The 23530-nt window shown below is 31.6% G+C and carries 21 protein-coding genes; 5 read left to right on the forward strand and 16 right to left on the reverse strand.

Going from position 1 to position 23530, the window contains the following annotated elements; translation table 11 throughout:
* Window positions 1-24: 24 nt before the first annotated feature.
* On the reverse strand, window positions 25-696 hold the full coding sequence (locus AAHM86_RS01845) for a helix-turn-helix transcriptional regulator (protein WP_342268080.1): 672 nt from the start codon (window positions 694-696) through the stop codon (window positions 25-27).
* Window positions 697-1081: 385 nt separating this feature from the next.
* On the opposite strand from AAHM86_RS01845, the gene AAHM86_RS01850 reads away from it, so the two are divergent.
* On the forward strand, window positions 1082-1309 hold the full coding sequence (locus AAHM86_RS01850; RefSeq protein WP_342268081.1) for a hypothetical protein: 228 nt from the start codon (window positions 1082-1084) through the stop codon (window positions 1307-1309).
* 38 nt (window positions 1310-1347) lie between these two features.
* On the opposite strand, the gene AAHM86_RS01855 is transcribed toward AAHM86_RS01850, so the two are convergent.
* From AAHM86_RS01855 to AAHM86_RS01890, 8 genes are all read right to left on the reverse strand, one after another.
* The gene (locus tag AAHM86_RS01855; RefSeq protein ID WP_342268082.1) at window positions 1348-2283 is read right to left on the reverse strand and encodes a lipid A biosynthesis lauroyl acyltransferase; all 936 of its coding nucleotides are present in this window, start codon (window positions 2281-2283) and stop codon (window positions 1348-1350) included.
* On the reverse strand, window positions 2267-3229 hold the full coding sequence (lpxK, locus tag AAHM86_RS01860; protein WP_342268083.1) for a tetraacyldisaccharide 4'-kinase: 963 nt from the start codon (window positions 3227-3229) through the stop codon (window positions 2267-2269). The genes AAHM86_RS01855 and lpxK overlap by 17 nt, the downstream gene beginning before the upstream one ends.
* Before the next feature lie 4 nt (window positions 3230-3233).
* Window positions 3234-3551 (reverse strand): multidrug efflux SMR transporter, encoded by a 318-nt coding sequence (locus AAHM86_RS01865; protein ID WP_342268084.1) that lies wholly within the window; start codon window positions 3549-3551, stop codon window positions 3234-3236.
* A gap of 4 nt (window positions 3552-3555) precedes the next feature.
* The gene (locus AAHM86_RS01870; RefSeq protein WP_342268085.1) at window positions 3556-4581 is read right to left on the reverse strand and encodes an RP853 family protein; all 1026 of its coding nucleotides are present in this window, start codon (window positions 4579-4581) and stop codon (window positions 3556-3558) included.
* A gap of 14 nt (window positions 4582-4595) precedes the next feature.
* Window positions 4596-5516, reverse strand: coding sequence for a hypothetical protein (locus tag AAHM86_RS01875; RefSeq protein WP_342268086.1), 921 nt, complete (start codon window positions 5514-5516; stop codon window positions 4596-4598).
* A gap of 72 nt (window positions 5517-5588) precedes the next feature.
* Entirely contained in the window at window positions 5589-6026 is a 438-nt protein-coding gene (locus tag AAHM86_RS01880; RefSeq protein ID WP_342268087.1) for a hypothetical protein, read from the reverse strand.
* A 66-nt stretch (window positions 6027-6092) separates the two neighbouring features.
* Window positions 6093-6734 (reverse strand): hypothetical protein, encoded by a 642-nt coding sequence (locus AAHM86_RS01885; RefSeq protein WP_341747278.1) that lies wholly within the window; start codon window positions 6732-6734, stop codon window positions 6093-6095.
* Between the two features lie 3 nt (window positions 6735-6737).
* Window positions 6738-8309: a hypothetical protein gene (locus AAHM86_RS01890; protein WP_342268088.1), complete on the reverse strand. Its 1572-nt coding sequence runs from the start codon at window positions 8307-8309 to the stop codon at window positions 6738-6740.
* A 415-nt stretch (window positions 8310-8724) separates the two neighbouring features.
* Between AAHM86_RS01890 and AAHM86_RS01895 the strand changes: the two genes are divergently transcribed.
* The 4 genes from AAHM86_RS01895 (at window position 8725) to pal (ending at window position 14347) form a co-directional block, all read left to right on the forward strand.
* Window positions 8725-9447 carry a hypothetical protein gene (locus tag AAHM86_RS01895; protein ID WP_342268089.1) on the forward strand — a complete coding sequence of 241 codons (723 nt, stop codon included), beginning with the start codon at window positions 8725-8727 and terminating at the stop codon, window positions 9445-9447.
* Window positions 9448-9816: 369 nt separating this feature from the next.
* A complete protein-coding gene (locus AAHM86_RS01900) occupies window positions 9817-11016 on the forward strand; it encodes a pyridoxal phosphate-dependent aminotransferase (protein ID WP_342268090.1) in 1200 nt (399 codons plus the stop codon).
* 19 nt (window positions 11017-11035) lie between these two features.
* Window positions 11036-13702: an alanine--tRNA ligase gene (alaS, locus tag AAHM86_RS01905; RefSeq protein ID WP_342268091.1), complete on the forward strand. Its 2667-nt coding sequence runs from the start codon at window positions 11036-11038 to the stop codon at window positions 13700-13702.
* A 180-nt stretch (window positions 13703-13882) separates the two neighbouring features.
* Complete coding sequence (gene pal / locus AAHM86_RS01910) at window positions 13883-14347, forward strand: peptidoglycan-associated lipoprotein Pal (protein WP_342268092.1); 465 nt, start codon at window positions 13883-13885, stop codon at window positions 14345-14347.
* Between the two features lie 207 nt (window positions 14348-14554).
* Here pal and AAHM86_RS01915 read toward each other — a convergent pair whose 3' ends face one another.
* From AAHM86_RS01915 to radA, 7 genes are all read right to left on the reverse strand, one after another.
* Complete coding sequence (locus AAHM86_RS01915; protein WP_342268093.1) at window positions 14555-15652, reverse strand: glycoside hydrolase family 3 N-terminal domain-containing protein; 1098 nt, start codon at window positions 15650-15652, stop codon at window positions 14555-14557.
* 251 nt (window positions 15653-15903) lie between these two features.
* Window positions 15904-17385 carry a replicative DNA helicase gene (locus tag AAHM86_RS01920; protein ID WP_342268094.1) on the reverse strand — a complete coding sequence of 494 codons (1482 nt, stop codon included), beginning with the start codon at window positions 17383-17385 and terminating at the stop codon, window positions 15904-15906.
* Window positions 17386-17394: 9 nt separating this feature from the next.
* On the reverse strand, window positions 17395-18324 hold the full coding sequence (gene trxB / locus AAHM86_RS01925; RefSeq protein WP_341747270.1) for a thioredoxin-disulfide reductase: 930 nt from the start codon (window positions 18322-18324) through the stop codon (window positions 17395-17397).
* Window positions 18325-18338: 14 nt separating this feature from the next.
* Window positions 18339-19217, reverse strand: a complete 879-nt coding sequence (locus tag AAHM86_RS01930; RefSeq protein ID WP_342268095.1) for an alpha/beta hydrolase — start codon at window positions 19215-19217, stop codon at window positions 18339-18341.
* Window positions 19218-19330: 113 nt separating this feature from the next.
* On the reverse strand, window positions 19331-20260 hold the full coding sequence (locus tag AAHM86_RS01935) for an AEC family transporter (RefSeq protein WP_342268096.1): 930 nt from the start codon (window positions 20258-20260) through the stop codon (window positions 19331-19333).
* 91 nt (window positions 20261-20351) lie between these two features.
* Window positions 20352-21212, reverse strand: a complete 861-nt coding sequence (locus AAHM86_RS01940; RefSeq protein ID WP_342268350.1) for a ribonuclease D — start codon at window positions 21210-21212, stop codon at window positions 20352-20354.
* Between the two features lie 989 nt (window positions 21213-22201).
* Window positions 22202-23494 (reverse strand): DNA repair protein RadA, encoded by a 1293-nt coding sequence (gene radA, locus AAHM86_RS01945; protein ID WP_342268097.1) that lies wholly within the window; start codon window positions 23492-23494, stop codon window positions 22202-22204.
* Between the last annotated feature and the right edge of the window lie 36 nt (window positions 23495-23530).

The raw sequence follows: 23530 nt of genomic DNA on the forward strand, positions 1-23530 counted from the left end.
TAAATTATTATCAATAAAAAAGAATTATCTTCCTCTGCTACTATTAGGCGATTTATTAATTAAAGAACTCACATGGCTGGGAGCAACATTATCTGTAGTCAGAGCTTTAGGTGATATATCACTTGCAATGGATTTCCCAATCAGTTGAGCGGCTTTTAGAACTTCAGGACTCAATGTTTTTAAGTTACCTAAAGATCTGTCTACCTGCTTCTCTCTTCCAAGCTGCGAAGTTCTACCTAGCATTCCATCAATAGGAGCTTTAAAATAATCAGCAATAGCTATAACTGCTCCAGTACTTAGCATTTTTTGGTTATTATCATCTTCTCTTAAAAAAGCTCGAATGCTGTCTGGACTACCACCAATTTTTGGTCCTAATTCGTATTGAGTCATTTGGTTTTTATTCATCTTCTCGGTGATAAAACTCTTCAAATTAGCACTTAATGCTTCTGGAGATAGTTGCATATATTCTTGTTTCTCTTGAGGCTCAAATTCATCTCTACCTACGACTTTATCAATAGAGCAGTTAAAATAATTTGCAAGTTTAATTATGTTTTTTATTTCAGGACGTCGATTACCCAATATCCCTCTCATAGTAGTCGTAGGAATGCCTGCAAGTTCAGCAAGATCACTTGCCTTTAGTTGTTTTTCTTCCATTTTATTCCTAAGGAATTCTTTTATATTTTCAATCCAGCCCATTGTAAATATTTTTTTTATAAATTTGATCCGTGAAAAACGGTTTTTTATTGACAACAAAAAATTGTCACAGTAAAGTTGTTTATCTTACTAAATGAACCAAGGAATTATTTAGTAAGATAAACTTTAAAAACTAAAACTATTCAGTACATAAATTCAACTACTACAAATATAGGTAAGTTGAATAAAAACGAAATAATACTAAATGTTAGTTAAGCACAAAACCTCAATCATAAAAGGAAATGCCCTATGAATATATACAATATTTGCTCAGTAATCAAATTTATTCTTGCTTATTTAGCAACTTTCTTTTTAAAAATGCAACCTCAACTACCCTATCTAATAATGAATAGGAATATTTTACCTACAATCATAGTAAGAGGGTTTTATGCAAAATGATTTTAATGATAAATATCTAAAACAACTATATAGCAAGATTATGACTATATCAGGTTACATAGTTGCCATGAGATCAGAGTGTATAAGAGAAGCTAAAAAAACTGAAGATGCTCTAAAAATCCTAATCAAGCGTACATATGACATTAGAGGTGGGCTTTGGATATGTTTGATTACTATATGGTTTTTAGCCATACTTTTTTTGCAAAAAAACTTTTAGCCAGTACTTATTAAATTTACATTTTCGGCTACATGTTATTATTTGCAGATTTTGTCATTTGGGGCATAGTTATTCTTCTTCCATCTATTATGAAACCAAAACCATTGACCTGGATTTTCTTTAACCCAATTACCTAAAATTTGGTTAATGGTAAACATTATATTATAACAATCTGTTTTACTATTATTAGTTTTTTGTAATTGTATTGGTGGATGGATAATAGCTTTAAAATAACTGTTATTACTATTAGTGCGAACCACTTGTAATGGTATAATCGGGTAGCCGAATTGTAAGGCAATTTTAGCAATTGCGTGAGCAGTCATGGCCGGTCGGTCTAAAAATGGTACTTCAATGCCATTATTCATTTTTTGATCTACAAGCATGCCAATTGCGTATCCTGATTTGATTGCAGATATGAGATCTCTTGCACCCTTTTCTCCTTTTGGAATTAGCTTTATATCACTAGTTTTACGCCTATCATTAATCAGCTTATCAATATAAGGATTATTTAATTTACGATAAATAATAGCAAATTTAGGATAAAATTTATTTATAATTTTAAGTGCAAAATCCCAATTAGCAAAATGCCCCGTAAATAATAAGAAAGGTTGGTGTGATTTCTGAAATTCTATTATATTATTAAGTCCGATTATTTCTACCCTTCTAGATAATTCTTCCTCTGACATATTATTAACATATGGAAATTCTCCTATAAAACTGCTAAAATTATCCCATACTTGATCAATGGTTACTTGAGTCTCCATGCTTAGACCATTTGTCTGATTCTTGCCAAAAATATTTTGAATATTTTCTTTTGCAATTTTATTGACTGGCAATAGAGGACCTATTTTCCTTGCTATATACCGACAAATTTGTACAGATTTGTCGATACCAAATGTTCCTAATATCTTTAGTACTATTAAAACGAAAAAATACTCAAGCAAATACTTAATATTTTTAAAGAATTTTTTCATATATTAAATCTGCTAATAATTTTTGATTATTTAGTAATAAATGTACATCACAACATATTATTGACAAGTTAGTATCACATATTTTTACGTAATCTTTTCTAGTTGTTATTAGAAGAGAATTAGATTTTTCTGATTGTTCTTTTAAATAGTCTAAATCTTCTTCACGATATTGATGATGGTCCGGAAAAATTTTATTACCAACTAACTGCAATCCATAATTTTCTAATGTAGAAAAAAAACGTTCAGGATTACCTATACCACTAAAAGCAAAATATCTCTTTGTTTTATCTATGTCTATAGTTGGAACTATTTGGGCTTGAAAAAAGGGAAGCTCCTTATATAAGAAAGAAGGAGCAACATTACTCGAACCGACGAGAATAACTATATCTGCTTTTTCAATAGCTTGTTTAGGATACTCACGCAAAGGACCGGCTGGAATTAACAATTCGTTGCCAAATAACCTGTCAGCATCAACTGACAGAATAACAATATCCTTATAAAAATTAGGATTCTGCATTGCATCATCTACTATAACCACCTTTGGCTTAATTTTCTGTATAAAAGGCAGTATATATTGAATTTTCTTGCTAGCTATGACTTTACCATATTTTAATAGCATTACTGCTTCATCTCCGACATCTAGTGCTGTATGATGTGGTTCAACTAACAACGCCGTTTTCAGTTTACTGCCATAACCTTTAGTAATAATTATAAAATCAATATTAATAGCCTTCAACATTTTCGCAAGGAAGATCACTATTTGAGTTTTACCAGTACCTCCAATGCTTATATTACCGACACAAATTACTTTACAAGGAAATATTATAGGACGTGCAATTATTTTTCTTAAATAACTAGCAAAAAGATATAACCAACTTAGTGGTAATAATAAATATGCTATAATGTTCTTGGTGTACCAAAATTTAGGATAAATAAGCCTGATCATAAGTTTAAGACAACTTAAGCCCTATAATAGAAATTATCATAGTCGTAATAAAGAAAACTCGCATGACAGAGTATGGCTCGTTAAAACACACCATCCCTACTATTACTGTTCCTACAGCTCCGATACCAGTCCATATAAGATAAGCAGTACCAAGAGGAAGTTTATCTAGAGTTTTACTTAGACAAACAAAACTCAATATAGAAAAAATAATAAAAGCTATAATGGGTTTTACTTTGGTAAAACCCTCTGACAACTTCAGCGATATAGAGAAACCTACCTCAAATAATCCTGCAAATATAAGGAGAACCCAAGTTACTAGCATATTGTTACCTTTGTTTAATTTGTCCTGAAGATTTGCTATTTTTGTTATTTAGTAAAGACTTTTTACTAGGTAAGTTAACCGATAGCTGATCTTTTATTATATCTAATTTGTTAGATTTTAGATTGACTACCGACTTTATTTGACTATCTAATTTTTGCATGGATACATTATGCTCTACTGCTCGCTGTTGAGACAAGAATTCCTTATTATTTTTCCATAAATTAGTTTTTAGAGCGGTAATTTTTTCTTCTTGCACACTCATGGATTTATCCTGACTCAGAATTACCCCGCCAATTTTTTCGCCGATTTTGGGAGCATATTCTATTGCTAGAATAGAAGCTGGTACTACCATAAAAGCGAATGTGGCACCAGCTGTTGCAACACTGATAGCCCCAACTGCTAGAACAGAAATAGCAGTTATAATTTTACTAGTTGCTTGTTTAAATATTTCAATTTTCTTATTATGTTTTACTGCAACATTTACTATTCTATTAATTTCTAATCTAGCATTAGTGCTGACTTCCTTTGGGTTTTGATATTTTTTCACCGCATGCATTACCGTTGTACAAAATACTTCTGGTTCAAGCTGTATAAAATTTGTTAATTCATAACTATTCCTTGCTGCCAGTAAATCTTTTAACACTTGTTTTATTACTTTTCTCTCTTCAGAATTTGCCTTACCAAAATTTGTATTTATTAGTGTATCAATTATTATATCTTCTGATTTGTTTAGAATATTATCTCTATCTTGATATTCTACTGCATCAGGAGAGATTGCTACTGAAAATAACATTAAAACTGTTGAAAAACTATCATCCGTAATAACTTTCTGACCGAGAAAAATTCTTAATTTACCAATACAATTACTTATATGGACACCAATCTCAGGTGTTGATTTAAGTCTAATTTCGTAATCAATAGTTATTATATTAGCAAGTGTTAAACACGCATGTTTTGTTATATTATTAAATAACTCTTCACTTATTCTTTTTTTACATATAGAAATGTTTATACTGCTAAAGATGTTCATTAGTCTTTGGCTCTTTATTTTTTATTTAGTAAGTCAATTTGCTTAGTTTTTTTATCTTCTGTTAAGAAAGAATATTTAATACTATTAGACACTATTTCTTTTAGCTTATCATAAGATGGTTTATAGCGAGTGACAAATTTTAAATATTCATCAGTTAAATTATTACGTGACACCCCTGGATCATCAGTAGAAATTGCAATTGGTACTCCATACTGCATATAAAGTCTCACTGGATGATCGTTACCTTGTACTCCTAGTAACGCTTCATTACTAGTCAAATTAATTTCTACAAGTATATTTTTGTTTAATAATGTATTTATTAATTGGTAGGGGTTAGATTCATGCATAATATCGACACCATGTCCTATACGGTTTGCCTCTGCCAAATTAACCGCATCATTAATATGATAACTCAATTCTTCAGGAGCAACTTGACCTAAAGTAAGCTCTCCCGCGTGCAGCGACAATTTTACATTAGGAAATCTTTGTTTTAAGAAACGAAACATTTTCATATGCAACTTATAATCACGTAAAGCAATAGGATGAGCCTCATTACCAACAATGTTAACTCTAACAAATTTGGTATTATTCTTTACAATTAAAAACGCTGAATATAATCCAGAAAATATCAGCGATGGGTTGTTGAAACGTACTACATATGGTTGAAATAGCATACTAAAATCATCATCATCAATATCTTTGGAGTTAGATACGATTTCACGTAAATTTTGAGCGATTTCATTTTGTATAATGCTATCTTTATCTAAAACATCAACAGCCTGACTTAAAACACTATTGATAGTGGCATCATCTGTATTACTTGTTAGTTGATTAACCTTATCAAGTGCAGGATTGTCACTAATTGGGGCTAAGAACAATATAGTTTCAATATATTGGATATTTTCTGATTTAGCTCTTACCTTTAATAAGGTCAAACTACTTTTGACATCAACTGCTTCTATTGGACCTACATATCCAAAAACATTAAAGAAATGTTTTAATCCATCTTATTGAGTACAGTTATGATCGTAAAAGAATCTACCATATGACCAGCGACTTAAAAGAGCGGTATATAGATCATAATTATCTTGGAGAGCAGTAATACTAAGGCATGTTTTATTTAGTTTATTTGGTTTATTTTTTTGCACGTGATAGCTATTTTTATCTATACAAAAACCAGCCTTATTAATAAGATATAAATAATTTTCGGCATATATAGCTCCACTAAAATGATGATGAAGCTCCCCTCCTTTGGGTAATAAACTTAAAAACATATTAAGCTCTGCCATATCGTTACTGGATATCAAATTATGGTAATATTGACTAGTAGCGATATAATCTTTTGTTTCTTTTGATGAGGAGTTACTAGCCATCGTCACTTCTGCAATAAAAATAATATTTAAAATAATGATAACTCTTACTAACTTTTTTACAACAATATTCATATATTTTTCTAAGATTTATTAATAATTTTGTTATAAACAATATACAATAACTACTTAAGATTACAATTACTTATTTGCCGTTATTTCTCTTATACGCATGTTAAGTTTTGTAAATATCATATCAGGTGTTCTTTCTGTTGATAGTTTATAAACAACCTTAGGTTCTAATACATCTTCTTTCTTTATGTCTATAGATAGTACAATAGTATTTTCCGGCATACAAGAATAGATTTCTCTTATAATTGTCAAGAAAGTTGCAAAATCTTTAGTGGCAAATCTTATGTAAACATCATAATTCTTTATCCTTATAGTATCCTGCTTTGTTCCCACCATTGGGGTAATACCACTAAAGAATTCTTGTTTAATTGATATAGTAATAGGCTCATTTAAGTTGTATTTTTTTGAGAAACTATCAATTGTTGTTATTAACCTTGCTCGTTCTAAACAATTTTGTCTAGCAGAAATAGATAATAGTTTTGAATATCTTGCATAAGTTTCTAGTATTTTATGTTTGGAATTTATTATAGAATACAACTTTAACGTTTCTTGAGCTAGAGATTCTTCTATATTTTGATTCTTGGCAATTGATTCCATATAATCTTTATTAATACTTTGCAACAACCATAAAATAGTAGAAATACACAGACAACACATAATAAACTTAAAGAATATAACATTTTTTAGATGAACAATAAAATTTTTAAGCATCTCTTATCCTTTTTTCTTAGTAATAATAACCTCAGCAGGTATTACTACTCTATTAGGTAACTCTAATATTTGATCAGTAAATATCGTAAAATTAATATCCATATTGCTAAATATTTTACTAAAATTTGCAATTTCTTGTTTTAAGAGCTGAGTAGCATCTTCAACTAGCATATCACTAACGATAAATTTTAATAATATCTCGATTTTTATATACTGATTAGATGATAATAACGTATTATCTATATCCGACCTTTGCCATTTAATCTCCTCTAGGTGCAGATTAGGTGGTAAATTTGTTAAAAACTTTTCTAACGAGTCAAATGGCGTTGGTACGGGGATTTGCAATAATGCTTCAAATACGTATAAATCAGCTAAATTAGTGGTATTTTGAATATATGGATAGGTTTGCTTAACATTATAATAATCTTGTTCAGCACTAAAATAGTGTGAATTTAAAAGATCCAATTTTCTGTAATTTGCTACGGTTTTAATTTTGATAGCACATGCAGCAAATATCAATACTATTATTATAGTGATAAATGGTTTGAAAATTAAAGAACTGATAATATTGAGTTTAGCTATGGATTCTAAATATTTGTTAAAGGCTAGAAAGCTTTTTTGTTCATTAAATAACTTGACAACCATTGCATCTGAAAATTTGCTATTATCACCTAATACACTGCTAGACTTACATATTACTGGATGTTCAGCAAAACTGGATTGTTCTAATAACAACTTTAGACTTTGGTCTACTATAAGAATTATACAAACTTTAAGGGTTAAACTATCAATATAGCTTTTACAAGATATCAAACAATCTTCCACTTCTTGTTCAATTATACCTTGAATATATAAGTCTGACTTATCAGCTGGATAATCAAATGTTTGAATTGAGATTATATTACCTTGATGTTTAACAACAAGTTTAATACCGTTTGTACTTAAAATACATACAAAAATTTGTAAATATTCACTATACTTATTATTTTTAACATTTTTTACAATTTTATCTATAATTGTTTTCCATTCCAAAGCTAAAAAATAAATCCCACCAAACTTTTGCCTCTTACTTGCCAAAAGATTCTCAAGTAACTTACTTAAAGGTGGGGTATAAGGAGTAGATACCAGCAAGGTATTCCACACCTCACTATATTTGGTATTGATGTTATAGACATTGTAAGCAACTATATCATCTATAGAAAAATACTCCTCTATAAACTTTTCTACAGGATTGGTTTTTACTATTGAATGTAGTACAGGTACTATATCATGGCGTACTTCACATGCAGAACCGTTTAATAAGAAGAAAACGTAATAGTTTTTGAATTTACCAAAAAATTCTTTATAGGAGTCTAAATTATCTTGGTTTTCAGCAGGAACAAATAAAGTATCCACAATTTTATCGTGTATTAAAGCACAAAGAAATGTACCTTTATCGCCTATTAAAATAATAATATTTCTTTTATATAAAAAATATACAACCAATTTATGTAGTTTTTTTAGTAAAACTTGTAGTTTAGGTAGTTTGGATATGTTAATCATGTAACTAATACTTAGACTTAAATATTTAAACATAGACTATTATAACAGCAATTATCTTTCCACTAAGCGGATTTAGTATTTTTTTATGATTTATCTATAAAAAAATACTAAATCCTATTGAATAATTATAATATTATCCGTTTCAAACGGATAATGGCTATGTGAATGATATTAGGTGCAAAACCTTAAATTACTATTATTTTAAAATAAATTTTTATTTTTGTAATATTTTGTTGAACATTCTTAAATAATAAATATACTCTCCTTGAGTTAGGTTATTATAACGAATTATAAAGGACGATAACCTAATAAAATTCTAATGATCTTAATAATTGAAAAATGAGCATATAAAATATAGATACACCTTATTAGGTAAGAATAGTATATTTTTTAGTATTACAAAATCAATTATTAGTAATATGTTGAACTAATTGAGGATTACATTATTATGGCTAATATTATGGCTAAACAACAAAATTATTGGTTTACAAAACAGGATGTAGAGAATGCTTTGGTGATACTTACAGCTGTGCAAGCAAAAAATATTAAAGCTATATACACAATAATAAGTTTACCTAGTGCAATACAAGAGAAACTTACTGGTAAAACTAGTATAGACGCTGAAAAGATATTGACTACACAATTCCCAAAGTTAAAAAAGAGTTATGCTAAAGATGAAAAAGAAATACCACATATAGACCCAAAGTCTCAAAAACTCAAACTAAACGAATTATGCACAAAATTAGCTACAAAAAAACAAGAATTAGAACAAGTAAAAAAATGTCTAGATTTGATTCATGCCATTAATGATCCAAATGTATCTATTAAACAAATACTTAATATGAGCGACGTATCTTATCGTATAATAGACGAACTGAATTTAGACAATAAGTATACAATTATACCTACAGTTGTAAATGAATTGAATAACTTATTGTCTACATTTGATGCTCCACCACCAGAAAATGATTCTGATTATGCATCTGGCGATGAACTTCTTAATAAATCAACTAGCGAAACACAACACACAGTGAAGTTACCAAGTAATATATTAACAAATAATCCACAACAGCATGAACTATTGTCAAGGCTCAAGGAAATATCAAATGAATTCGCTCTAAAGAGAGGACTCGACAACACTGCACATACAAATAATCATATTGATGACTGATGACGTTATCGCAGCAGGAGAACATAATGATACGCATTAAACTATAGCTATAGCACGGAAAGGTTAGTTACAGTAATGGAATAGAATCAATGTCATTCCCGCTTACGCGGTAATGACATCTTTTCTTCTCTTCATAATGTTTAAACTACCATGGCAGTTATATACTAAAAAAGTTGTTATTGCAGTAGACACCACACCCCAAATTCTCTATAATACTGCTATCTTCAAGAATTTTACAATATTAAGAGCCTAAATTATACCCCAAATTTGAGATTGCTAAGTTTTAATAACTCTTGATTTGCAAGTATAAGTATGTAGAGTCAGTATAATTCCCAATTGAAGAGGTGAATTTAATAAAGAGAGTTTAGTATGAATAAATTGTTGAATATAATTCACCCCCATCCTTCTAAAGACATATCAGATAAAATTGGGGGCAAGGAGAGTTATATCAATATGACAGTAGGCAATCCAAATTTCAACCTTCCTGAAAAACTTTTGAATAGTTTAAAGGCTACAATAGAAAGCAATGATAGTACCCTTAATAAATATGCAGATTCAAGAGGTTTTTACCCTTTACGTACCGCAATTGCAGAAAGATACAAGATAAAATACAACATTAAGCTGCAACCAAATAACCAAATACTTGCTACTAACGGTTGTGCTGAAGCTATTTGGTTAACAATCTTTACTGCAACTAACATAGGAGATGAGGTAATAATTCCTGATCCATGTTATATGCTTTATGAACCTATTGTTATTTCATTAGGACGTTTACCTGTAAGAAGTGTTACTTCACATCTTAATAGATTTGAATTAGATGTTGACGATATTTTAAAGTGCATAACTCCTAAAACCAAATTAATCATCATTAATACTCCGTGTAATCCAACGGGTACAGTTTATACTTTAGAAACATTAAAAAAATTGTACCAAATTATAGTAGAAAAAGATATTTATCTTATGCAAGATGAAGTTTTTGATGATTTTATCTTTACAGGACAATCTCATATACCAATAATTAAATTTTGTGATAACATGCATAATTTAATTGTTGTAAACAGCTTTTCAAAAAGATTAGGCATTACTGGTTGGAGAGTAGGATGGCTAGTTGCATCAGAGAAGTTTACTGCACAAGCACTAAAGGCTCATACTTATAATTGTTTGGCTGTCAACACATTGATACAAACAGCACTAGCTGAGGTAATGAATGATCAAGAGGTCATAAATACGACCAAAAGTAATGTATCACTGTTAGAGAAAAAACTAACTCGCTTTTTCTCTTCACTGCAAGAAATTGATGGTTTTGAGCTTGATAAAGCTCCAAATTCAGGTATGTATTTATTTCCTAACATTAGTACCTTATACAAAAAGATTCCTAATAGCTATCAGAATAATTCTGTAAGTGAATCTGTTGCTAATTTTATTTTAGATAAAACTCGTGTTGCGGTTGTCCCTGGGACAGCCTTTGGTAAAGCCGGAGAGAATCATATAAGAATATCTATAACTGGCTCAGAAGAAAGTTTATTGGAAGCCATAGAAAGGCTTAATACGCAATTACAGTATGTCTAATTTTTAAGGATCATTACTAATGACTAAACTTACCACTGAAGAAATTAGAAGTAAATTTATAAGTTATTTTGTTGCAAATAATCATATACACGTTCCAGCTAGTTCCCTAATTCCTTATAATGATCCTAGTTTAATGTTTGTTAATTCCGGGATGGTACAATTTAAAAATGTTTTTACCGGTCAGGAAACTAGAAACTATCAAAGAGCCACTACTAGTCAGAAATCACTACGGGCTGGTGGTAAGCATAATGATCTTGAAAATGTTGGTTATACTGCACGACATCATACGTTCTTTGAAATGTTAGGTAATTTTTCTTTTGGTGATTATTTTAAAGAACAAGCAATATATTACGCGTGGAATCTCTTAACCAAGGAATTTGCTATCGCCAAAGAAAAACTATATGTAACTGTTTATCATACTGATGAAGAAGCAGCAAGCTATTGGAAAAAGATTGCTAATTTAAGTGATGACCGAATTATTAAAATAGCAACCAATGATAATTTTTGGTCAATGGGAGATGGAGATACCGGACCTTGTGGACCATGTTCAGAAATTTTCTATGATCATGGAGAGAAGATACCAGGTGGCTTACCTGGTACAAAAGATCAAGATGGCGATCGATATATTGAGATTTGGAATATGGTCTTTATGCAATTTGAACAATTGGATAGCAAGACTAGGATTGCCTTACCTAAACAATCCGTTGATACCGGCATGGGACTAGAACGTATTAGTGCTGTATTGCAAAATGTATATGATAATTATGACATAGATTTATTTAAGGAAATAATTGCTTATACGGAAAGTATAGTAAAAGTTAAAGTAGAAGGGGAAGCAAAATTTTCTTACCGTGTTATTGCTGATCATTTACGAGCTTGTGCCTTTCTAATTAGTGATGGTGTCATGCCGTCAAATGAAGGCAGAGGATATGTACTTAGGCGTATTATGCGTCGGAGTATGAGGCATGCACATATACTTGGTAGCAGTGAACCTTTAATGCACCGATTGCTAGCAAAATTAGTAGATCTTATGGGTGCAACTTATCCTGAACTGAAGAGGGCTGAGGCTTTTACCCGTAGTATCTTGGAACAGGAAGAATTAAGATTTAAAGCAACTCTTGAACGAGGTCTTAAGCTGCTTGACGATGAAACACAGCATCTTAGTAAAAATTCAGAACTTTCAGGAGAGATAGCCTTTAAATTATATGATACATATGGTTTTCCTCTCGATTTAACTGAAGACATATTAAAAGGTAAACAGATATCAGTTGATCTTGATAGCTTTAATAATAAGATGCAAGAGCAAAAAGAAAGGGCTAGAAAATCTTGGTTAGGTTCAAATGAGTCACAAATTGACCAAATATGGTTTGATATTAAAGGCGAATTTGGTAGTACTGAATTTTTGGGTTACTCTTTGGATAAGGCAGAAGGTAAGATATTAGCTCTAATTAAAGATAATAAGTTAGTCAACAATATAGAAACTAGCGAAGAGCAATTTATTCTAATTAGTAATCAAACTCCTTTTTATGGAGAATCTGGTGGACAGATGGGAGATATAGGCTTTATCAAATCAACAGGCAGCAAAATTAGAGTAATAGATACTTTAAAATATCTTGGTTCAATAATTGCTCATATATGTGTTTTACAGGAAGGAGCTATCCAAGCAGGAGATAGTGCTGATTTTGCTATTGATGTCAAGTACCGTAAAAATTTAAGAATTCATCATTCTGCAACTCATATATTACATACAGTATTACATGAAGTGCTGGGCAAACATGTAACACAAAAAGGATCGCTCGTAGCACATGATCGTCTGCGTTTTGATATTAGCCATATGACACCACTAACAAAACAAGAAGTTATATTGATAGAAGATAAGGTAAATCAAATTATCACTGATAATTTTAAGGTTACCACAACATTAATGTCAACAGATGAAGCTATTAAGGCAGGTGCTATGGCTTTATTTGGTGAGAAATATGATTCTGAAGTAAGAGTGGTGGCAATGGGCAACTCGCTTGAGTTATGTGGTGGCACGCATGTTAGTAGAACTGGTGATATTGGAATATTTAAAATTATTAGCGAAAGTAGCGTTGCAGCTGGCGTTCGAAGGATAGAAGCTGTTTGTGGTGAATTTGCCTTAAAATTAATTAGACAAAACGATACTATAATTGATGACTTGTCTTCAACCTTAAAAATAGGTAAGAATGAAATTACTGATAAAGTAAATAACCTGATTGCCAGTAAAAAACAATTAGAAGATAAGTTAGTAGCTACTCAGGTCTCGATGCTTGACTTGAATATTGAGCAGATTGCCAAAGAATCAGTCAGTATCTCCGATATATACTCAAAGCAGAAGAGCATACAATTTATCTATAAACTAGTACAAAATTCGGATACTAAAATATTACGCTTATCTGCTCAGCGAATAGTTGATAAGTCAGATAATCTAGTGATTGTATATATAGGTATGCCTGATTTGCAGGGTAAATTATCTATTACTATTGCGGTTAGTAAAGAAATTAGCAATAAGGTTCATGCAGGTAACTTAGCTAAAGAAGTGTCTGTATTCCTTGGCGGTAGCGGCGGTGGTGGTCAGGCGAATATAGCCCAGGCTGGTGGCACGGATGTAAGTAAAGTAGGAAAGTTACAAGATATAATAAAGGAGCTGTTATCTAAGTTCTGAATTATTAAACGTCGGCTATATACGATATTTTTACCACATTTATCCAAGAGTTTAATGCTAAAACTATTTTAGGCTTTTAAGTAACAGTATGATAATATATAATACACAGGTAGGATGTTTAACAATTTTTTCTGTTAAGCAAATATAATCAATAGCTTTATTTAAATTAAGGAGTTTGTTATGCTAATAAAAAAAACTGCAATAGCTTTTTTAGCACTATTTGTGCTTTCTGGGTGTGGTACTAAAAAGAAACCGACAGAAGCGGAGGTGACTCCTAGTGTCGAGGAAAGTTCTTTAGCTGCTGATTTCGAAAGAAATGTTGGTGATAGGGTATTTTTTGCTTTGAATAAATCAGATCTTTCAAGTAAATCAAAAGAACAGCTAAATAAACAAGCGGTTTGGTTAAAAAAACATTGTTGTACTAAAACTACTATTGAAGGACATTGTGATGAAAGAGGCACAAGAGAGTATAACTTAGCACTTGGTGAAAGAAGAGCAGAAGCTGTACGAAAATACTTGATTGGTCTAGGAATTGATAATAACAGACTTGATACTATCTCTTACGGTAAAGAGAAACCAGCTGTTATGGGTTGTGACGAAGCAGCTTGGGCACAGAACCGTAGAGCTGTAACTGTTATAAAATAAAGTATCCTACTATTTGCTCTTTTCAAGAGTTGTAAAAACAACTCTTGAAAGTTAAAAAATCGTCATTGCGAAGCACCGTTAGGTGCTGTGGCAATCTTCATGAAGTAAGGTCTCCTTCACAAGATTGCCACGTCGCCGCTTTGCGGCTTCTCGCAATGACATTTATGCATTTTAAAAAACAAACTTTTCTATCATTAGTTGGGACTTTTAAACTGCCCTGCAAACAGCAGTCATTTCTTGTATATCACCACTACAATGTAGTACTAAGTCACAACCAGCTACAATAGTTTGTCTAGCAACTTCAACTATACTTGTAACAAATTCTGCCTTCAGTTTTGGGAATTCTTCTACTAAATATTTTTTTAGTCCGGTTTGGTCGGATTTGTCTTTAATAATTCCGTATTCAATAAGTTTTTCTAAATCTTGATTACTTATCGTAGTTGTAGAATCCTGCTTTTCAAAAATCGTCAGAGGTTTTTTAACTATTGAGTATTTAGCTCCAATTTCACCATGCAGGGCAAGCATACAAATATCATCTGAAACTAATATACCTTTAAAACCAATGTCATTTCTAATGAACTTTATAGCAGTGGGCGATAAAGTTACTGGTAGATTGGTATCTAAAGCCTCAAATACAATGTGACCTGTCATAGCCCATCCTGCCTTAACATTTTTAGATAGTTGTCTAAACACTTCAAAATCTGTATTATTTAATTCAGCAAGCGAACTGGTAACACGCGGCAACTTATAATGACTATCACACGTAGCTCGACCATGCCCTGGTATATGCTTAATAATGGCAATACCTCCCTGCCCTTCTATCGCCTCTATTGTTTTTGCACATAAGCCAACTACTTTTACTACAGAATCTCCAAAGCTACGATCTCCAATAGCATTATCAGTATAAGGGTAACGCAAATCAGCAACTGGACAACATGGCGAGTCTATTCTATATTCTTTTAAACTCTTCATCAGACTTGAATAATTTGCAAAAACTTTTAAATATGCATTCTCTGAACCTTCTTGATCATATATTCTACCGAAATCACCAGCAGGGGGATATTCTATATCTATGATAGGTGGCTTCAACCTTGCAACCCTGCCCCCCTCCTGATCGACAAAAATCAATATATTATAGTCATATAAGCCTCTTAAATCTTGTACTAACTTTAGTAACTGTTCTCGATCTACAATATTTCTTTTAAAGAGAATAAAGCCATATATTGGATTTTCTAAAAATAATTCCCTTTCTTGCACAGTCAAACTAGTACCAGCAATGCCAAATATTAAAGGTTTCTTGAGCATTTATTATTCCTATAACGCGAATTCGGGATAAGAATTTGTCAATTCTTATCCAAATTCAGTGAAATTATCGAAATAATCAGATTTGAGACGGCTCTGCATCTGATTGTTAAATTAATATTTTGCTAAAAACATGATTTTAGCTTTAGAAAGGTTTAAAATGCATTCGCGTTAGCCGCTTTAAGAATGCATTTTTCCTTATATTAAAGCCCATTCGGGATAAGAATTAATTAATTCTTATCCCGAATGGGGGTCTATAGTGTTTTCTGTAAATTATTAAATTTTGAATACTGACCATCATAGTGAAGTTTTACGCTACCAACACGACCATTACGATGTTTTGCTATTATAATATCCGCAATATTATATACTTGATTTATATTATTTTGCCACTTTGCATGTTCTTCATTACCTGAAGAAGGCTCTTTACGAGTTAGATAATATTCTTCTCGATAAATAAACATCACTATATCCGCATCTTGTTCAATAGACCCAGATTCTCGCAAGTCAGATAACATTGGTCTCTTATCTTCTCTAAGTTCTACAGCTCTAGATAATTGTGATAAAGCAATTACTGGAATATTTAATTCTTTGGCTATAGCTTTCAATCCTTGAGTAATTTCTGAAATTTCATTTACTCTATTATCATATTTATTTATCCCTCTAATTAACTGCAGATAATCTATAAATAATATACCAAGGTTATGTTTACGCTTCATTTTTCTTGCCCTAGTACGAATAGCTGCAATAGATAAAGCTGGCGTATCATCAATAAGAAATGGTAGGCTTGACAGATCTATAACTTCTCTACGTAATCGATTATAATGTTCTTCCGTCACATGACCTGTACGTAGCGAAGACGAGTTAATTTCAGTATGCATGGAAAGAATACGAGTAGCAAGCTGCTCAGATGACATTTCAAGAGAGAAAAAACCTACTGACTTATCTTTTTCTTGTTCCTTATTTTTTAACTTCATAGAATTACAAGCATTTATCGCAAGATTTATGGCAAAAGCTGTTTTCCCCATTGATGGGCGTGCAGCAATGACAACTAAATCTGAGTTATGAAAACCTGATAACTCCTTATCTAAATCAATTAATCCTGTAGAAATACCTATTACATGATTAGAATTCTTCATTGCTCTGTTAATATTGGCAAGGGACTCCGAGAGAGAAACAGCAATTTTAACAAAACTCTTGTCATTAACTCCTTCACTAGCAAGGTTATAGAGTTTACCCTCTGCATGCTCTATTTGTTGACTTGCATCATATTCTAAAGAGGAGTCATAAGCATTATTAACTACCTCCTCCCCTATCTGAATTAAATTACGCCTTACTGCCAAATCATAGATTATTCTTCCATAATCAAGAGGATTAATTACCATCATTGACAGAGTAGCCAGCTTATTTAGATAGTCACTGCCACCTAATTGCTGAAATAATTCGTCTCGTTCTAACATGCTTCTAAGCGTTACTGGAGTAGCAATTAAGCCTTTTTCGGTAATAACTTCAATAGCATTATAAATCTTTTGATGTATCGACTCAAAAAAATGATCTGGTCTTAGGAATTCTGAGACAGTATTTAAGTAATCATGGTTGACTAAAATTGCTCCTATTAACATTTGCTCGGCCTGAACATTTGCTGGCAAAGTTCGAGCAACAGGCAAAATTATACTTGACTCACTTGATCCGCTTGACTTATCTATTTTATCACTCACTTTTTTACTACGAGACATAATTTTAATTTAATGATTTAAAAACTTTTCTACTTCCAAAGCCGCCATGCATCCTGTACCAGCAGCGGTAACTGCTTGTCTAAAAATTTTATCTTGTACATCTCCAGCAGCGAAAACACCTTTAACACTGGTTTCCGTTGAATTTGGTTTAGTAATAATATAATTATCACTATCTATATCTAGTTGCCCTTTGAACAAACCAGTATTCGGCATATGACCAATTGCTACGAATATACCAGTACAATTAATTGAACTAAGCTCCCCTGTTTGAGTGTTTTCAAGCTTGGCTGAATTAACCGATTTAGGATTATCAGTACCAATGACCTCAATCAGTCTATGATTCCAAATGACCGATATTTTGGGATTTCTAAATAATCTCTCTTGTAAAATCTTCTCGGCTCTAAAACTATCCCGGCGATGAACAATAGTCACCTGACGTGCATGATTAGTTAAATATAATGCCTCTTCAACAGCACTATTCCCCCCACCAATAACTAATACATCCTGATTCTTGAAAAAAAAACCATCACAAGTAGCACAAGCTGAGACACCATATCCTTTGAATTGTGCTTCGGAAGGAATATTCAGCCACCTTGCTTCTGCACCGGTACATATTATAACGCTGTCCGCCCTAATTATACCAGACGAGGTGGTTACCACTAAGGGTTTTTTTGAAAAATCAACCTTTTCTACATAATCATAGATAATTTCTGCACCAACATTTTTTGCCTGTTGCGTCATTTGTTCCATTAACCATGGACCTTGAATAGGCTCTGCAAAACCTGGATAATTTTCAACATCTGTAGTAATAGTTAGCTGCCCACCTGGCTGCATACCATGCAATAATATTGGTTTTAGTGCTGCCCTAGCTGTATAGATTGCTGCACTCAGTCCAGCAGGACCTGACCCTATAATAAGTACTTTAGTAGAACGATTCATAACAACCTAAATTTTTATATTTTCAAAGCATTTACCCAAGATTTTATATAACTAATCTGATCATCGGTCATTAATGAAGGTACATGACCAGCATAATCAACAACGAACAAATCAAAATCTTTGGTTTCTTTCATCTTCTCAATAGTAGATTGTTGCAAAATTTCTGATTTAGCCCCGTGGATAACCAACAATTTACAAACAATCTTATTCCATATAGTCCATATATCAACATTTTTTGGCTTATTTGCATTAGCATTCATACCTTGTACTATGGCAGGATCATAATTCATTTTATATTTTCCATCTTGGATTTTTATAAAACTATATTTGGTAAGATGATCCCAATCTTCCTCACTACTAATACCGAATTGGCTATATATTAGCTTTAAATGTTGCTTGGCACTAACTAAATCAACAAATGAGGGAGTTTGACCTGCATATTGACCGATTTTAACTAGAGTAGATGCGGGAATAAAAGGTCCTACATCATTTATAATCATTGCTTTGATAAGTTCCTTATATTTACTAGCTAGCACATAACCAATTATTCCACCCATGGAAGTACCAAGCCAAATACAGTTGTTAATACCTAATTTTTTTAAAAAAAGCACCGTATCTTTTACATATACTTGATAATTATAATGCTTTTTCATTTTAAAAACATCACTATCCCCACGTCCTGGATAATCTATAGCAATTACTCGAAAATTATCACTTAATACCATAGCGATTTTATCAAAATCATGAGCATTCCTAGTTAAACCATGGGTACAAATTATTACATTTTCATTATTAGGGTCACCAAACTCAAGATAAGCTATTTTATGAGCTGGAATATATTGTGAGCCTAACCAATTAATATAAGGTCCAACTTGGATAAATTTTTGTATCATTTTTTTATATCATTAGTGCTATAGCTAACCTGACTAGCATTACACCAAATTCACAGACGCTATTAGCGACGAAGCAATCTATAATTTCGCATTAATCAGGTTAGCTATAATAATTAATTCAAATCACTTAAAAATATAGTTACCATAACTGGTATATATACTACACCAAAAAGCAGGGAAAGAAATACTGTGGTAGCAACTTTTTCTGGATAGAATTTTTGTAAACTGGCTATGACAATTACGTTTGCTGCCATAGGAGCAGTTGAAAGAAGCCTTAAAGCATTATAATAATTCTCATCATACCATCCTAAAACAAACTTATCCAAAAGAATAAATATGTTAACCCCTAGTGGATAGAATAAAAATTTTGCCATGAAAGTAGCTAAAGTAAACTTTATGTCTATTTCAAACTTTTGCAAAGCTGAAAGAGCTAAACCAACCATAACCATACCAAGTATAGAAAATGCCCCCCGCATGTTATATATAAAATCATCTAGGAAATCAGGTAAAGTAAAACCAGCAAAACTAAATAAACAACCAAGTAAAAAACCGTTTAAAATTGGTAACTTTACAACCTTCAAGATACTTTCACTACTATTAGCAAAGCTCCTAACACAAATATAAAAGCCTACTGATGATTCGAAAATATTTATTCCTATAACTGCCATCATATAGATGCTTAAAACATAATCATCAAAGAGAGTAGCGGCTATTGGCAGCATAAAATAACCACCATTAGCGGTACCTGCAGATAATGCTATAATGTTTCGTGTATGATCAAGCCAATATCGCCCAAAAAAATAGTAGGAAAATATTGATAACGAAGTGGCAATGAAAAAAACAACTACAGTAACGCTTAATGCTGATAAAGTCAAAGTAGTACTGGCGGGAATAGCAAAAAAAACAATAGGAGATATAAAATAGAATAACAAAGAAGCTATACTATCTCTCTCAACTTTAGAATATCTTCCTGCTAAAAAACCAATTAATACACTCAGTAATACAGAAATGGTTTTAAAAAAAACTATAGTAAAAATTGCCATGCTATAAAAGCCAAAAGATATCAGATGCTGTTTTACTTAACCTTTTAGAAAATAGCAAATTTATTCCACAATTAACATAAATAAAGTACCTTTATTCACCTAATTCTTGTATAGCAAGACACATATCTGCTAATTGAGTTCTATATTTTTGTTTACTAAGATAGCGACTATTTAATTTAAGATTTTCAAAATCTTTATTACTGGTAGGTAAATATTGACAAATCTGTACTAATTCCTCATCAGAAATAAAATGTCTCCTTGGTAAATCTATTGTACTGGCTTGTTCCTCCCTATAAGCTGCCATAATTTTCATTTTATGAATAAAAGACTCTGAATGATTATTGAATCTAACTTTTTGCCAAGCTTTTTGTACATTAATAATATAATTTTCAATATTAAGCAAAGATTTTATTTGCTCGTCATATTGGTTTTGTAAGTTATTATCTTGAATTACTTGTTGTAATACCTTGTAAACCGGTTCTAAATATTCAACATCTTTAATAGCATAATTTAACATATTAGCATTAATTGGACGCTTTAACCAATCAGACCTTTGGTAAGTTTTATCAATGTGAACAAAGCAAATTTTGCTACATATATCCGAATAACTTAAATGTTTACCAAAATCGCAAATACCAGCAGCAATTTGTATGTCAAAAACATTTTTTGGCAGTTTCTTAAATAAACGATAAAATATCTCAAAATCCTCTCTAGGGGCGTGAACTATTTTAAGAATTTTATCGTTCAGAAATATTTCGTTAATAGGAGAAAGATCCAAATTGCTCAAAGTGTCAATTATCACTTTATAACTACTGGCCATAATTTGAATTATGCTAAGCTGAGCAAAATAGGTATTTTTACGCAAGAACTCAGTATCAACACTTATAGTCTTACAATCCAATAACTGTCGACAGAATTCATTTAATGCTTTCTGATTATCAATAATAAGTATTTTTGAAGTATTAGTAATTAAATTGCTCCTATATAATAAACTTGGTATTTTTCTATACGCGAATTTGGGATAAGAATTGACAAATTCTTATCTACTCTTCTGTTTTGAAGAATTGTTTTTTGAAAATATCATGGATTCGCATGTGTAACTATACTATATGTATGCTACGCCTTCTCACCATTCATTTTCAAATCCAATTCGTAGGATCATTTGAGTATCCTAAATTCGGTGAAATTATATATATTGCTTCGTCGACCTACGGTCTCCTCGCTAATAGACGTTTTATAGACGTATATGTCTATTAGCGAGCAAACGTATGTGAGCGTGGCAATCCATTTTGCTAAAAACATGATTTTAATCTTTTAAAATCATGTTTTTAGCTTTAGAAAGGTTTAAAATGTATTCGCGTTAACCGCTTTAAGAATGCATTTTTCCTTATATTAAAGCCAATTTTGGATAAGAATTAACTAATTCTTATCCAAAATTGGGGTTCTATGCTTTTTTGTGGTTAAAAGTAGCGTAACACTTTTACGCTACTTTGTCAAAGATGGAATCCTTAATTTATAAAACTCATCTTAAAATAAGTGTTTCATAAGTGCTACAATTAAAAAAACAATTAAGACATTTCAAGAAACAGATAATCGGAACTATTAAACCGATGTCTCCCATCGAACTAAGGTAAAATAGTCAAATAAGATTCTAATAATACTATTAACGCGAATTCGGGATAACAAGTTATCCCAAATTCGGCTGTATATATAGAAACAATAAGGTTTGAAGCGGTTCTACACCTGATTGTTAAAATATCATTTGCGTTCAATAGATGATTTTAATTATTAAAATCATCTATTGAACGGTAAAAAAGTTAAAATGTACTCACAGAACCGCTTCAAGAGTACATTTTTCTTTATATCACAGCTAATTCGGGATAAGAATTATAATTCTTATCCCGAATAGGGTTATTAGAATTTCATAAGTGTGAATTTTAACTATATCCACTCTTTCAATTCTTGTATATTACTAATTGGGCAAATTAGGTTATTGCTTAACTTTTCAAGTTTGGAGCAAATTAATTTATTGAATCCTAATTTCGTTGCTTCTTTTATTCTCATTTCTGCTGCATTGACTTTTCTTATTTCACCAGATAAACCAATTTCTCCAAAAAAAACACTATGTTCTAGCACAGCTTTATTATTTGCTGCAGAAATTAAAGCAGCTGCAACAGTTAAATATACTTCCTTAGAAGTTAAGTTAAGACCAAACCATACATTAAGTACAGCTATTATCATTGATAATCTATTTAAATCCCATCCTACAACCGAACGTCTTGGCATTGGCATATTGGAAGGGGCAATTAATGCCTGAATCTCAATTAATAACGGTCTAGATCCTTCAATTCCAGCAAATACTGTTGTTCCGCTAACATTTTTATCCCTTTTCATCAGAAATAGCTCGGAAGGACTAGAGACTTCCATAAGACCACTAGCAGTCATCTCAAAAACACCGATTTCTCCTATTCCACCAAATCTATTTTTAATAGAACGCAAAATACGAAAATGACTATTAGGATCACCTTCAAAATATAGTACGGTATCAACAAGATGTTCGAGTAACTTAGGACCAGCTAATTGTCCATCTTTTGTCACATGACAGCTAAGTAAAATAATAATATTATTTTGCTTAGCATAGCTAACTAATTCATTAGCACAGGCACGAATCTGCGAAATAGTGCCAGGTGGTGATGATAGTGTGCGAGTTACCATTGTCTGAATTGAATCGATTACTACCAAATCAATATTGTTCTTATCAGCATCAATAGTTGAGATAATATCTTCGATATTAGTGGCAGCTAATATAGATGTTGTTTCATTATTAAGACCTAATCTTAAGGCTCTTAGCTTTATTTGGTCAATGGATTCCTCACCAGTTATATATAAGCAATTCATTCTAATTTTATCACAAAAAGAACTTGCCACTAAGTGTAATAATAAAGTTGATTTACCAATTCCAGGATCACCACCAATTAAAATTGCTGAAGAGGAAACCAACCCGCCACCCAACACTCTATTTAATTCATTTATAGGCGTAGGAGTACGTAATGATTCCACAACAACACCATCAAGCTTTTGTATTTGTTGGTTATTGCCTAACCTAACTTGTACTTGACTAATTACCTCTTCCTCAATCGCTCCCCATAAGCCACAATCAAAACATTGTCCTGCCCATTTTGATGTACTATTACCACAATTTGTACATATATATTGCTTTTTAATTTTACTCACTTTCCTAATTTTAATTCCTTTTCACCCTATATGATA

Source organism: Candidatus Tisiphia endosymbiont of Empis tessellata (assembly GCF_964031035.1).
In the GTDB taxonomy this organism is placed as follows: Bacteria; Pseudomonadota; Alphaproteobacteria; order Rickettsiales; family Rickettsiaceae; genus Tisiphia.